Source organism: Pseudoalteromonas sp. CnMc7-15 (assembly GCF_022347925.1).
Classification (GTDB): domain Bacteria; phylum Pseudomonadota; class Gammaproteobacteria; order Enterobacterales; family Alteromonadaceae; genus Pseudoalteromonas; species Pseudoalteromonas ruthenica.
On the sequence record NZ_JAKRFT010000005.1, the window covers coordinates 350,071 to 363,780 of the forward strand.

12 protein-coding genes are annotated in these 13,710 nt (G+C 47.4%); 5 read left to right on the plus strand and 7 right to left on the minus strand.

Annotated features, from left to right (window positions below; all coding sequences use genetic code 11):
- Positions 1–162 precede the first annotated feature (162 nt).
- Positions 163–2,985: an excinuclease ABC subunit UvrA gene (gene uvrA, locus MHM95_RS14275; protein ID WP_239385613.1), complete on the plus strand. Its 2,823-nt coding sequence runs from the start codon at positions 163–165 to the stop codon at positions 2,983–2,985.
- A 45-nt stretch (positions 2,986–3,030) separates the two neighbouring features.
- On the opposite strand, the gene MHM95_RS14280 is transcribed toward uvrA, so the two are convergent.
- Entirely contained in the window at positions 3,031–5,166 is a 2,136-nt protein-coding gene (locus MHM95_RS14280) for a winged helix-turn-helix domain-containing protein (RefSeq protein WP_239385614.1), read from the minus strand.
- Between the two features lie 266 nt (positions 5,167–5,432).
- Here MHM95_RS14280 and MHM95_RS14285 point away from each other — a divergent pair, with 266 nt between their 5' ends.
- The 3 genes from MHM95_RS14285 to MHM95_RS14295 are packed head-to-tail and all read left to right on the plus strand — an operon-like array spanning position 5,433 to position 6,165.
- Positions 5,433–5,660, plus strand: a complete 228-nt coding sequence (locus tag MHM95_RS14285; RefSeq protein ID WP_022945508.1) for a hypothetical protein — start codon at positions 5,433–5,435, stop codon at positions 5,658–5,660.
- An 11-nt stretch (positions 5,661–5,671) separates the two neighbouring features.
- Positions 5,672–5,941: a hypothetical protein gene (locus MHM95_RS14290; protein WP_239385615.1), complete on the plus strand. Its 270-nt coding sequence runs from the start codon at positions 5,672–5,674 to the stop codon at positions 5,939–5,941.
- Complete coding sequence (locus MHM95_RS14295; RefSeq protein ID WP_151173531.1) at positions 5,938–6,165, plus strand: hypothetical protein; 228 nt, start codon at positions 5,938–5,940, stop codon at positions 6,163–6,165. Before MHM95_RS14290 ends, MHM95_RS14295 begins: the two co-directional genes overlap by 4 nt.
- Positions 6,166–6,314: 149 nt before the next feature.
- On the opposite strand, the gene MHM95_RS14300 is transcribed toward MHM95_RS14295, so the two are convergent.
- Positions 6,315–6,707, minus strand: a complete 393-nt coding sequence (locus tag MHM95_RS14300; protein WP_022945505.1) for a thioesterase family protein — start codon at positions 6,705–6,707, stop codon at positions 6,315–6,317.
- A gap of 27 nt (positions 6,708–6,734) precedes the next feature.
- On the opposite strand from MHM95_RS14300, the gene MHM95_RS14305 reads away from it, so the two are divergent.
- Entirely contained in the window at positions 6,735–7,439 is a 705-nt protein-coding gene (locus tag MHM95_RS14305; RefSeq protein WP_022945504.1) for a 2OG-Fe(II) oxygenase, read from the plus strand.
- A gap of 10 nt (positions 7,440–7,449) precedes the next feature.
- Here MHM95_RS14305 and MHM95_RS14310 read toward each other — a convergent pair whose 3' ends face one another.
- The 5 genes from MHM95_RS14310 to acnB all read right to left on the minus strand — a co-directional run bounded on the left by MHM95_RS14310 (position 7,450) and on the right by acnB (position 13,661).
- Positions 7,450–7,998: a hypothetical protein gene (locus MHM95_RS14310; RefSeq protein WP_239385616.1), complete on the minus strand. Its 549-nt coding sequence runs from the start codon at positions 7,996–7,998 to the stop codon at positions 7,450–7,452.
- 171 nt (positions 7,999–8,169) lie between these two features.
- Positions 8,170–8,718 (minus strand): hypothetical protein, encoded by a 549-nt coding sequence (locus tag MHM95_RS14315; RefSeq protein ID WP_239385617.1) that lies wholly within the window; start codon positions 8,716–8,718, stop codon positions 8,170–8,172.
- Positions 8,719–8,950: 232 nt separating this feature from the next.
- Positions 8,951–10,192 carry a cysteine desulfurase-like protein gene (locus MHM95_RS14320; RefSeq protein WP_045979112.1) on the minus strand — a complete coding sequence of 414 codons (1,242 nt, stop codon included), beginning with the start codon at positions 10,190–10,192 and terminating at the stop codon, positions 8,951–8,953.
- 9 nt (positions 10,193–10,201) lie between these two features.
- A complete protein-coding gene (locus MHM95_RS14325; RefSeq protein WP_022945502.1) occupies positions 10,202–10,834 on the minus strand; it encodes a 2OG-Fe dioxygenase family protein in 633 nt (210 codons plus the stop codon).
- Between the two features lie 229 nt (positions 10,835–11,063).
- A complete protein-coding gene (gene acnB / locus MHM95_RS14330; RefSeq protein ID WP_022945501.1) occupies positions 11,064–13,661 on the minus strand; it encodes a bifunctional aconitate hydratase 2/2-methylisocitrate dehydratase in 2,598 nt (865 codons plus the stop codon).
- Between the last annotated feature and the right edge of the window lie 49 nt (positions 13,662–13,710).

A 13,710-nucleotide genomic window follows, 5' to 3' on the forward strand; every position in this document is an offset into this window, starting at 1 on the left:
CCCAGCAGCATTAATATTACACTGATCGCCTGCCCTGCTGTGCTTCGTACTGAGTTTTTCGTTGTTACAGTATTCACTCTTTAGGTCAATAAGGCATCGCTAAATCCTGTACAAATATGCGATACTTACGGGCTATTAAATTGCACGGGTAAAAGGCGAAGAATGGAAAATATCGAAGTTCGCGGTGCACGCACCCACAACCTCAAAGACATCAACCTCACAATCCCTCGCGATAAGCTGATTGTCATCACCGGCTTATCAGGCTCCGGCAAATCCTCCCTCGCTTTTGATACATTATATGCCGAGGGTCAGCGCCGTTATGTTGAGTCGCTTTCCGCATACGCCAGACAGTTTTTATCACTTATGGAAAAGCCCGATGTCGATCATATTGAGGGCCTCTCCCCCGCCATTTCCATTGAGCAAAAGTCGACATCACACAACCCGCGCTCGACGGTGGGCACCATCACCGAAATATACGACTACCTGCGATTGCTGTTTGCCCGTGTCGGTGAACCACGTTGCCCAACCCACAATTTACCCTTAGCGGCGCAAACCATTAGCCAAATGGTGGATCAGGTCTTGGCGTTACCTGAGGGCAGTAAGTTGATGCTGCTCGCCCCGGTGGTCAAAAACCGTAAAGGGGAGCATGTAAAGCTGCTCGAGCAACTCGCCGCCCAAGGCTACATCCGTGCCCGTATTGATGGCGAGGTCTGTGACTTGTCCGATCCACCGCCGCTTGAATTACATAAAAAGCACACCATTGAAGTGGTTGTCGATCGCCTTAAGGTGAAAGAGGGTCAGCAACAGCGCTTAGCCGAATCCTTTGAAACCGCCCTTGAGCTTTCAGGGGGCGTTGCTCAGGTTGCCGCTATGGACGACTCCTTACAGGAAGAGATGGTGTTTTCCGCCAATTTTGCTTGCCCGACCTGTGGCTATGCCATGAGCGAGCTGGAGCCACGGTTATTTTCCTTCAACAACCCCGCTGGGGCTTGTCAAAGCTGTGATGGCTTAGGGGTACGCCAGTACTTTGATCCCAACCGCGTTGTTCACAACAGTGAGCTCAGCCTTGCTGGCGGCGCTATCAAAGGCTGGGATAAGCGCAGCTTCTACTATTTCCAAATGCTGCAATCGGTCGCAGAGCACTATCAATTTGATCTTAACACCCCTTTCCAAGACCTTGATGAACAAGCACAAAAAGTGGTTCTTGAAGGTTCAGGAGGAGAGAAAATAGCCTTTAGCTACCGCAATGACCGTGGCGATTTAATTACCCGCAATCATGAGTTTGAAGGCGTTCTTAACAATATGCAGCGCCGCTATCATGAGACCGAGTCAAACTCGGTACGTGAAGAGCTGGCTAAGTATCAAACCTCGCAAGCCTGTCCGAGCTGTCATGGCTCACGACTGCGCCAAGAGGCCCGTAATGTATTTATCGGTGACACCAACTTACCTGCCGTCACCCTGATGAGTATCGGTCAAGCCTATGACTATTTTGAGCAGCTCGATTTTAGCGGCCAAAAAGCGCAAATTGCCGATAAGATCCTCAAAGAAATTCGCGACCGCTTGTCTTTTCTCGTCAATGTGGGTCTAAATTATCTGTCGCTTGAGCGCAGCGCCGATACCCTCTCCGGGGGGGAAGCGCAGCGTATTCGTCTCGCCAGCCAGATAGGTGCGGGATTGGTGGGGGTGATGTATGTGCTTGATGAGCCCTCGATTGGCCTGCATCAACGCGATAACGATCGCCTGCTACAAACGCTGACTCGTCTGCGCGACTTAGGCAACACTGTTCTCGTGGTGGAACACGATGAAGATGCTATTCGCGCCGCCGACTATGTTATTGATATTGGCCCCGGCGCTGGGGTACATGGTGGTTATGTGGTTGCTGAAGGCACCCGAGATGAAATCATGGCTAACCCTGATTCATTAACCGGGCAGTATCTCAGTGGCAGTAAAGAAATCGCCGTGCCCAAAGAGCGCCATGCCGCCTCTGATAAGTGGCTGGAGCTATTCGGTGCCACCGGCAATAACCTTAAAGCCGTCGATATACGTATACCTTTTGGCTTGATGACCTGTATCACCGGGGTCTCCGGTTCCGGAAAATCGACCCTTATTAACGATACCTTGTTTAAGGTGGCGCACACCGAACTGAACGGCGCAACCGCCGTTGAACCTGCGCCGTACAAGGATATTCAGGGTTTAGATCATTTCGATAAGGTTATCGATATTGATCAAAGCCCAATCGGGCGAACGCCACGCTCCAACCCCGCCACTTACACCGGTATTTTTACCGCCATTCGCGAGCTGTTTGCAGGCACGCAAGAAGCGCGTTCACGGGGTTACAAAGTGGGCCGCTTTAGCTTCAATGTTAAAGGCGGCCGGTGTGAGGCATGCCAAGGCGATGGCGTAATTAAAGTAGAAATGCACTTTTTACCTGATGTATACGTGCCGTGTGACGTCTGCCAGGGCAAACGCTATAACCGCGAAACCCTGGAAGTGCTTTACAAGGGCATGAATATTCACCAAGTGTTAGAGATGACGGTAGAAGATGCGCGACAGTTCTTTGATGCCATCCCCGCGATAAAACGCAAGCTGCAAACGCTGATGGATGTCGGCTTGTCCTATATTCGACTTGGCCAAGCCGCAACCACCCTCTCCGGTGGTGAGGCGCAACGGGTAAAACTCGCCCGTGAATTATCCAAGCGCGATACCGGCAAAACCTTGTACATTCTTGATGAGCCAACGACTGGTCTGCACTTCCATGATATTCAGCAGCTGCTGGCGGTATTACACCGTTTGCGCGACCACGGTAATACCATCGTGGTGATTGAGCATAACCTGGATGTCATCAAAACCGCAGACTGGATCGTTGATTTAGGCCCTGAAGGAGGCAGCGGCGGGGGCGAAATTCTCGTTGCTGGCACGCCAGAACAGGTAGCCGAGTGCCAGCGCTCGCATACCGGTAAATACTTAAAACCTATGCTCAAGTAGCACCCACTCTCGGGCCTGAGTTTAATCGTTTAAACTCAGGCCTTATTATTCCCACATAAGGCGGTTGATTGAGCTATCTTCACTCATTTTGCGAGTGATAATGATCCGCCCATCAGCATCGGGCACCGCGCTTAGTATCTCAAATGGTAGCTGCACCTGCTCACACCGCTCTCCAGTCAAAGCCCAACGATACACGTTGTATGTATAGTCCATGGAATAGGCGTAGCCATCGCGCACATGGATAGGCACATGAGAAGACATTGATAGCTCACAGGGCACACTGTACTGGGCATTATCCTTTAATGATATTAAGGTCTTATCTTTGAACAAAAAGACCTCGCCGTTAGCACCGGTGACTAGCTGTAAGGCATCCGTCTCGCGCACCTTGTTAAGCTCCCGAGTGATAAAATCAAACTGATAAAGAGTCCGTGGTGACGATGATTTGCTTAACACATACAACGATTGGCCATTTTCATGCCACGCCCAATCCATTATCGGAATGTGTGCAAGCTCACTAATAGCCGTTGCCTTTGCGCTTTCAACATCGAGTAAGAAAGGTTTTTTCTGCTCTGTCAGCACGATGTTTTCGCCACTAGGCGATACCCTTAAGTTGTCCAAAAGAGCATGGTCTGGGTGGTCTAAAAATGATATCTGCTTAACCTGCCCGTCACTGGCGTGCCATACCTGAGGACGGCCAGAGCGTAGTGAAATAAAGTAGTGCCCGGTGCTATGAGCGACTAACCCATATTCACTGCTATCGGAGGCATAAAGCTGCTGATATTGAGCCGCCTCGGTAAAACTTTCCAAAGCGACCACTTGATAGGTTATGGCACTAAGCGGTGAGTAATACACCGAGTTGTCGTAATAGCTGATATCTGACATCTTGATATCATCAGGTAAGGCATAGGCCTCGGCGATTTCAGCACTGTGAATGTCTATAAATAATAGCCGCCCTTTTTCGTCGCCATAGAGTAAGGTCTCATTGTTATACCAATCCAATGCCGAGTTTCTGTAAAAACTAGCGGGCGGTGAGTTCATGCGTTTTATTTCACCGGTGTCCAAGCTGTATACATAAACCTCTACCTGAAAGTCGAGATCTAGCTGTAAATAGGCGATGTGCTTTCCATCTGGAGATAACGACAAGGACCCTGGACCGACCTTGTTCGCCATAGGCGCAATCAGCTGAGAAGTCGTGCCCGAGTATACATCGTACCTAAATAGACCAATATAATGCGAGTACAGCTCGCCACGGATAAAATAGAAATAGCGACCATCATTACTTAACTGGCCACTGTAATCAAAACGATGATCACACTCCATGAGCGGCTTAGGTTCGCCTAATTCAGGGAAGTTGGTGAAATCTATGGCTAGATATTGGCAACTGCTATCAGTCGCGTTTCTGGCGCGTATCACCAAGGTATCACTATTATGTTGCCAAGACAGGGCGGCCACTTCAGCATCTTTATAGGTTATGGCGACTTCGTCCCGAGTGATCACATCGAGAACAAAGGCGCCTTCTTTCCCTGATGCGTCTTTTTCATTGCTGTAAGCCAGTAAGCGTCCGCTATCGTTGATAAGAGGCACATATTCACTGCCCACTTTCCAGGTCACTTTGTGGCGACTCATTGGCTTTTGCTCAGCGATAACAGCGGTTGTTTGTGACGGTGTAAAAAACGCAGACCCGTTCAGCGTGTAAGCGGCACTAGCAAGCACAGCGATAAACACCACCGCAGCCACATACTTCCACCAAGCATAACTGGGCTTTGAGCGCGTCGGTGTTATCGGCTGCTTGTCCTCGTGGGTGTTAACTTGAGTGTGCGCAAGCAGCTCTGGCGCCGCAGTTTGTGGCGCAGCTGCACTGGCAGCGTTATCCAATGTCGCCACTTCACGGACCAAACTATAGCCTTGGCGGTAGTGGGTTTTTATAAAAATGGCTGGATCGTCAGGGTGTTTTAACTTTTTCCGCAACTCAGAAATGGCGCGATTTATGGCATTATTATCAACATAGCCTTGCTGCCAAACATGCTCAATTAATTGTTCACGGGTAACAATCTGCTGCGGCCGTTGGAGAAAAAAAGTGATCAGCTTAATCAGCAGCGGGTCTAATTCTCGCTCAATATCCCCGCTAAGCAACACTCCTCGCTGCTCAAGTAATGTCCATGGTCCAACTCTGTACTGCACTCGAAAAAAGCCCCTTGATTAAAGCCAACGCAATGCTAACACAGGTGAACAAAAAGTGAATCAAAACCTTATAAAAGGTTATATTTAAATATAATAATTGAGGGTATCTTTATGATTTTAAATATTTATTTTAAATAATATGAAGTTATGAAAAATCCGTAAGATGTAGATAAGCGACGCGGCGAAAACCTCGACCTAATATGGATAACAACAAAACGGCACAGCCAAGCGGCTTTGCAAACAACACCCATAACGAGGATTAAATTATGAACAAGCCACTACAAGCAGTATTACTAATAAGCACTCTTCTCGCGACAGCAACACAGGCTGGCGAACCGCAAGTTAATACACAGCCCAAAGCGACTCTGCCAAGTACCAGTTTGACGCAATTAAACAATAAATTAGAACAACAACTTGATATGCAGCTACATGAGTCTATTGGCCGTATTAACCAAGATGTCGCCAAACGCATTATCGAGCAGCAAGGCAACTAAGGAGCACGGTGATGAGAGCCAGCAGTTTATCCGTCCCCCTATTAGCGCTGATATTGAGCTCGGCGCATGCCGGCGGTGCTCAAGTACTTATGAGCCTTAACACAGCTACGGCGGTGACTGAAAACCCAGCGCATACACAACAGCAGCGCTCGCTGGCTACACTTGAGCGCAAGATGCAGCGCCGCTTAAAGCAGGGTTTAGTGATTGAGGTTGATGACAAAGCATTAGAACGCGCGCTGAGAGCACGTATTGAGCAGCAATTGGAGCAAAAAGAAAGATGACCAAAACAACCAAGCAAGCACTTCCTTATCTGTTGCTCTTTGGCACTTTGGCGTTGGCACAATTGAGCAGCATTGACTGGCAACAATTGCGAGAGAGCAGCGCGCTGGTACAGCGCCATAGTAAGCAGTTGCAATTGTCATGGTGGCACGAGCAGGACAGTGCCAATGCTTATAATTACGTGGTCGCGACCACCCCTCAGCAGCAACCACAATCCATCGACTAAATATTGGGACGACTGCAGGGGCGACTGCAGGGGCGACCGCAGGGGCGAGCGCTGAAGCATAAGCAATGGCACGCTAACTAAAACCATCAAGAGGCCATTGCCATCGTATCAGCCGCCGCCTCTGCGGCCCTTTATGTCGGCCTGCGTAGTTAGTCTGATAGATACTCACTGAGCGCAGTGCGCTCATCATCGCTCAGGGGCTGAGAGGTCTTATCACTGAAATTGTAGCGCACCATCACCGTTTTTCCCTCGGCGCAACATTCACCATGCTGCCAAGCTTGCTGTTTAATGACGAAGGAGCTTGACCCGATACGCTCTATCATGGTCTTAACCTCGACCTCTTGGCCGTAAAATAGCTCTCCCATAAAAGTCACTTCCACTTTAGCGACGATTAACCGCCATTGGTGGGGATTGAGATCGGGGGTAAAGATTTTAAAAATAGGGGTACGGGCGGCTTCAAACCATACAGGGAGTACGGTATTGTTAATGTGTCCAAGGACATCAGTTTCGCTAAAACGGGGCTGAACCTTCTCAATAAGCATAATAATTCCAAAAGGTAAGGTTGAGTCATGTCAGACTTTATTGGCGTTTATGATAACGCGCTTAGTGACGAGTTTTGTAGTCAGTTTATCGACCTTTTTGAGCAAAGCCCGCATACCCAGCCAGGGCGCACCTCAGGCGGTATTGATTTAGCGAAAAAAGATAGCCGCGATTTATACCTCAATGCCCACCCAGAGTATGCTCAAGCGCTACAACATATCCAGCAAGTAACAGCGCGACACGTGATGGACTACGTACAAGAGCACTTTTTTATGATGATTGGCGCCTTTGGCCTTAAAGTTTATCACCCCAAAACCGGGCAGCCAGTTGATGTTACGGTGGAAAACTTTGATGAAGTGGCAAAGCCGCAGATGGGCACCTTACTACAGCAACTGTTTCGTTTGGGGAATATCCAAGCACAAAAGTATGAAGTGAATAAGGGCGGCTACCCCTATTGGCACAGCGAAGTATACCCCCAGCAAGGCCACAACGAAGCGCTGCATCGGGTATTGCTGTTTATGTTTTATCTCAATGATGTCAGCGAAGGGGGAGAAACCGAGTTTTATTATCAGAACCGTAAAATAGCACCCAAACGTGGCACCATGGTGGTCGCTCCGGGTTACTTCACCCACACCCACCGAGGCAATAAGCCAATATCCAATGACAAATACATTCTCACTTCCTGGGTGCTGTTTAACCGTGCCGAGCAAATTTACGGACAGCCTAGTAGCTAATTTCTTTTTATCAATAGATACAATTGCTTTCAATATCATCTAAATTAGTACGGAGCCTTTGCAAAGACACCATACTATGAGCCAAGGATGTGCTTTTATTCATGATATGGTATGCACGAATAAGCACTAACTTGTCGTCTACAACAAATGTTGATATACCATAATTGGTCTCGATATTGCCGCTACTAACTTGGAAGAACTTTTGAGTGTCTTTCTTTGATATGGAGTTAAACTCTGAAATATCGTGCTTATTATAAGGGGAAAGAGCTTCTTGCACATAAAACCCCAATAGCTCTTTTTCCGATAAAAGATCTCCGTCTGAATCTAGAAGAAATTCATTTTCATATGGGATAAGTATGCTTAATGAATAACTTTGCTTGTAGTCTTCGCTTATGTATTCATAAGTTGTACCACCGACCCATGATGAAGCTGGCTGCGCCACAAACTCAATCCCTAACTCACAATCTTTTATTGGAATAGGAGTTACTTCCTCTGCAGTTGCAGTAACTAAAGGCATGAGGTTAAAGAAAGTGAAGAACAGAATACTCTTACTTTTCATCCTTCTCCTCTAACTTCTTTATTTTTCTACAAAGAAAAAAGTAGTGAACGATATAAGTCACAAGTACTGTGAAAAATATAAACTTCTGATCTTCAGCTCCCATGCGATCCCACGTGGATGCCATCACTGAAAACATGAAAATCAGAAAAAGTATTGATATAAAACGGTTAATCAATGGTACTTTGAACCTTCATTTAATGAAGTTCTATTTTTCAACTCCCCCTGCGCCTTACTTAACTCAGAACTATTAAAGTAAACTGTCGCCCAAATAACTATTGTGCTCCAACCTTTTTTACCCAAGCGTTTTTGGTTCAGTGCAGCTTTTGCCAAGTCTTTCGCACCTATAGCTGAGGCAGAGAAACCAATTTTGGCAGCGATATCATCAAATTTTTTATGAAAAGCTAAGTCTTTTTTTAACTCATCATTAGTTAAAGACCAGATATGCCACTGTGGGTTTATGATCGTATCAAAAGCTCTTTGTGCTAAGCGCTCCGATAGTACTGGATTTCCGGTAGCTCTGATAACTCTCATAGCTGCCATCCTATCTGCACGGCCTAAATGTCTATAAAGTATCGTAGCACACATGGCATCTACTGATGCACTTTCATAGCCCCGCGATAGATGAAGTGGAATGTCTAGAATTGTTGATAGGACTTTAACTTGCTCTTCCGGTGTGGAAGGTAGTTTATAAAGCTCATGAACCGAGTTTAACTTTTCCATTTTTCCTCCTTGAAAGTAATTTCACAACTTCATTATAGTAACTAGCTGCTACAGGTACAACTAGCGATGCATTTTCATTGTGAATATCAATATACGCTTAACCACAAGGCGGAGGCTTTTGCAAAGATCCGAAACTAATTTTTAATAATTTGGCTTTCCCCCTTTGTGGGAACTTCTAAGCTAGGACAGTTACAAAAAAGGCGGCTGTTACGCCGCCTTTTAACCTACATCATTACGCGTTGTTAATGAGCGTTGCCAAGAGCTCGAATAAGCGGTCTATTTCGGCGATGCTGTTATAGTGCATGCAACCGATACGCACGACTCCGCCTTTATCCATCACGCCGAGCTGCTCACACAGGCCTTGCGCATAAAAGTTACCATCCCATACACAGAGGTGGTGCTGGCCTAAAAACTCCGAAATTTGGCGTGGTTCGAAGCCGGCAATGGTCAGTGCAAAGGTGGGTGTACGCTGTTGCACTCGTTCAACATCGCTAATGCCATACAGAGTGATCTGTGGAAACTCCGCCAAACGCGTTAAGAAGTGGCGACTGAGCGCCATTTCATGCTCTTTGCTATTGGCAAAGGCGACTTGCAAACGCTGACGACGTGGCGTGCTGGCATCAAGACCGCTTAAACTGGCGATATATTCTATTGCGGCGGTGACACCGGCCAACCCCTCGAAGCTTTGTGTGCCCGTTTCCCAACGTCCCGGAACCACATCTTTCGCCGGCGCGACCTTGTAAGGAGTAAAGTGCTCTAAATGAGCGCGCTTACCGTAAACGATGCCCACGTGCGGACCAAAGAACTTATAAGCTGAGCAAGCAAGGAAGTCACAGTCTAAGGCTTGTACATCGATAAGCTCATGTGGTGCATAGTGCACGGCATCCACATAGACTAACGCACCGTGCTGGTGAGCAAGCTCAATAATGCGCTTAATATCATTGATAGAGCCTGTGGTATTGGAAGCATAGGTCACTGCCACCAGCTTAGTATTGTCATTAAGAAGCTGCTCGAAATGAGCCATATCCAAGGTGCAATCCTGCTCGTTGACGCGTAGTGCATGCACTCGCGCCCCCTTGTCTTCAGCGGCCTGCACCCAAGATGATACATTTGAATAATGATCGGCATTGGTGACAATGATCTCATCGCTCGCTTGCCAGTCTCTAGCCAAAGCGCGGCTGAAACTGAATGTCAGGCTGGTCATGTTGGCGCCAAAGACAATTTGCTCAGGGCTTGGGCTATTAAGTAAATCAGCCACTGCTTGACGCGCTGCGCTCATCACCGCCACGGTTTTATCACTGGAGAAAAACGCGCCGCCCAAATTAGCATTGTAGTGGCCAAGGTAGCTGCTCATCGCGTCTAAAACAGACTGCGGAACCTGCGCCCCACCTGGACCATCGAAAAAGATCGGAGATTGACCATCCACCTGCTGCATTAACGCCGGAAACTGCTGGCGTAATTCGGTTAAGTTCATGGCTGTCCCTTAAGCTGTCAGCACGAAGCAGTCCAAGTAACCTGGCTTGCTATCATCAATTTTATTCATCGGCGTGGCGTTGTGCCAAACTTGGCGATCATCAATTAGCGCAAACATGCCGTCTTTGATCTCCATTTTAAAACACGGTTTCGCTTCTTTATGCTCATACACCAGCAGCTCTCCGCCTTCTAGGTTTTCGTGCGATACGCCACATACACAGACATGGTCAAAGCCGTCTTGATGCACGCCTTCAGGTGCCGGCGGCGTATCACTTTCAATTGCCAACATGCGGAACTGATGAATTTCAATATCACGGTCATCACTGATGCCGGTCATGGTGCGAAACTCTTCCACAATGCGCTTCATGCCTGCACTGGCCAACAGCGACTGTTCTAGATTCTCGTAGGTACGCTCAATATTGCCTTGGAAGTTATTGATGGAGTCATCCTGAACAAAGGCTTTAGTCGGCTGTAGCGTAAGCTCGCCTTGCTGCATTTTAACCACTGAGTAGCGACGCTTACGAAATGCACCATCGGCATACGGGTTGTCGGGAAGATTATCAAACGAAGGCTTTACTGCGTCGATATGAGCTTGGTCGATAAAACGAAGCTGGAGAAGGTTCTGATTATTTAACGTTGTCATAAAGATCCTGCCTTTTATGCAAATTTGCGGGGATCTTAAGCTATTTTCGGTGGTGGTTTGATTTTATTTACCCAGTTAGTTTATGTGTTTTTGCATCAAAAATGCACACATAAAAATATAACAGGTAAATAATCTAACATTTTTATATAGTGAAAAAATAAACACCTAATCAACTTTGTTTTGAGCATAAAAAAGCCCACTTGCGTGGGCTTTTTTATTTAACGCTGCATTACACCGCTTGCTGGATGATGACCTCATCCGCTTTTTTGGTGTACTGAGGCATTTTATGGAAGTTCAAGTAGCGATACGTATCAGCCGCTGTCGCATTGATCTTCTCGGCATACTCTTGGTATTCCTGAGGCGTAGGTAGTTTACCCAAAATCGCTGCAACCGCTGCAAGCTCAGCAGAAGCCAAGAATACATTAGCACCTGTACCTAAACGGTTCGGGAAGTTACGCGTTGAGGTAGACACCACAGTCGCTTTATCAGCAACACGTGCTTGGTTACCCATACACAATGAACACCCTGGTGTTTCAATACGAGCGCCGACACGACCAAAGATACCGTAGTAACCTTCGTCTGTTAGCTGGTCACGGTCCATTTTCGTTGGTGGCGCAACCCAAAGTTGAGTTGGCAAACGACCGCCGTAGTTATCAAGAAGCTTACCAGCGGCACGGAAGTGACCGATGTTAGTCATACATGAACCGATGAATACTTCGTCGATTTTCTCACCGGTTACGTCAGAAAGTAAACGTGCATCATCTGGATCGTTTGGCGCACACAGGATTGGCTCTTTGATCTCTGCAAGATCAATTTCAATCACGTGCTTGTAGTCTGCGTCTTTGTCCGCTTCCATTAGCTCTGGGTTGGCAAGCCACTCTTCCATCGCTTTTATACGACGCTCGATAGTACGTACATCGCCGTAACCTTCAGAGATCATCCACTTCAACATGACAATGTTTGACTCTAGGTATTCAGCGATTGATTCACGGCTAAGCTTCACGGTACAACCAGCGGCACTACGCTCCGCTGATGCATCAGAGAGCTCGAATGCTTGCTCAACAGTAAGGTGCTCAACACCTTCAATTTCAAGAATGCGGCCAGAGAATTCGTTGATCTTACCTTTCTTCTCAACGGTAAGCAGACCCTCTTTGATGCCGTAATAAGGAATAGCATGGACGAGGTCACGTAGCGTGATACCTGGCTGCATTTCACCTTTAAAGCGCACCAATACAGACTCAGGCATATCCAGTGGCATAACCCCAGTCGCCGCTGCAAACGCAACCGCACCAGAACCCGCTGGGAATGAAATACCTAGAGGGAAACGGGTGTGTGAGTCACCACCCGTACCTACTGTATCTGGAAGTAGCATACGGTTAAGCCAAGAGTGAATAACACCATCGCCTGGGCGCAGTGATACACCGCCACGGTTCATGATGAAATCAGGCAGCGTGTGGTGCGTTTTCACATCGATTGGTTTCGGGTAGGCTGAAGTGTGGCAGAAAGACTGCATGGTTAAATCAGCAGAGAAACCAAGGCAAGCTAAGTCTTTAAGCTCATCACGCGTCATTGGACCAGTGGTGTCTTGTGAACCCACGGTAGTCATCTTCGGCTCGCAGTATTGCCCTGGGCGAACACCTGGCATGTTACAAGCACGACCAACCATCTTTTGCGCTAGGGTAAAGCCCTTACCTGAGTCGGTGATGATCTTCGGCTTACGGAAAATATCTTCCGGTTCCATACCCAATGAGGCACGCGCTTTATCGGTAAGGCCACGACCCACAATCAATGGGATACGACCGCCAGCACGCACTTCGTCAAGAATCACGTCTGATTTAAGTTCAAAAGTGCTGATCACGTCATCGGTGCCGTGGCGCTTCACCACACCTTCATATGGGTAGATATCAATTTGATCGCCCATATTCATGTCATCAACATTTAACTCGATTGGTAGTGCGCCCGAATCTTCCATGGTGTTGAAGAAAATAGGAGCAATTTTACCGCCAAGACAAACACCACCAACACGCTTATTCGGTACGTGAGGAATGTCTTCACCCATAAACCAAAGTACTGAATTAGTCGCTGATTTACGTGAAGAACCAGTACCGACAACATCACCTACATAGGCAAGTGGTAAGCCTTTTGTTTTTAGCTCTTCTAGCTGTGAAATAGGACCTACTTCACCGTTTTTATCAGGGTTAATGCCATCACGCTCATTTTTCAGCATTGCCAAAGCATGCAGTGGAATATCAGGACGTGACCACGCATCAGGGGCTGGAGAAAGGTCATCGGTGTTAGTCTCACCGGTTACCTTGAACACGGTAACAGAGATTTTCTCTGGTACTGCTGGCTTTTTCTCAAACCACTCAGCATTTGCCCATGATTCGATAACTTGCTGCGCGTACTTATTACCTGCTTTAGCTTTTTCTTCCACGTCATAAAACGCGTCGAACATAAGTAAAGTGTGTGACAAGCCCTTTACGGCAATCGGTGCTAAAGCGTCGTCATCAAGAAGGTCTACCATTGGCGCAATATTGTAACCGCCAAGCATAGTACCTAGTAGCTCTGCTGCTTTTTCTTTATCAATAAGTGGCGTTTGCGTTTCGCCTTTAGCAACTGCAGCAAGGAAACCTGCTTTTACGTAAGCCGCGTCATCCACACCAGGTGGTACACGGTTTACAAGTAAGTCTAAAATGAATTCTTCTTCACCGGCTGGTGGGTTCTTAATAAGTTCGATTAAGTCAGCTGTTTGCTGAGCATCTAGTGGTGCAGGCACAATACCTTGGGCTGCACGCTCTTCAACATGTTTACGATATTCTTGAAGCACAATTTTGCCCTCTTGGTGACGTGAAAACAGCGCGTATCGCCAAAGCGCT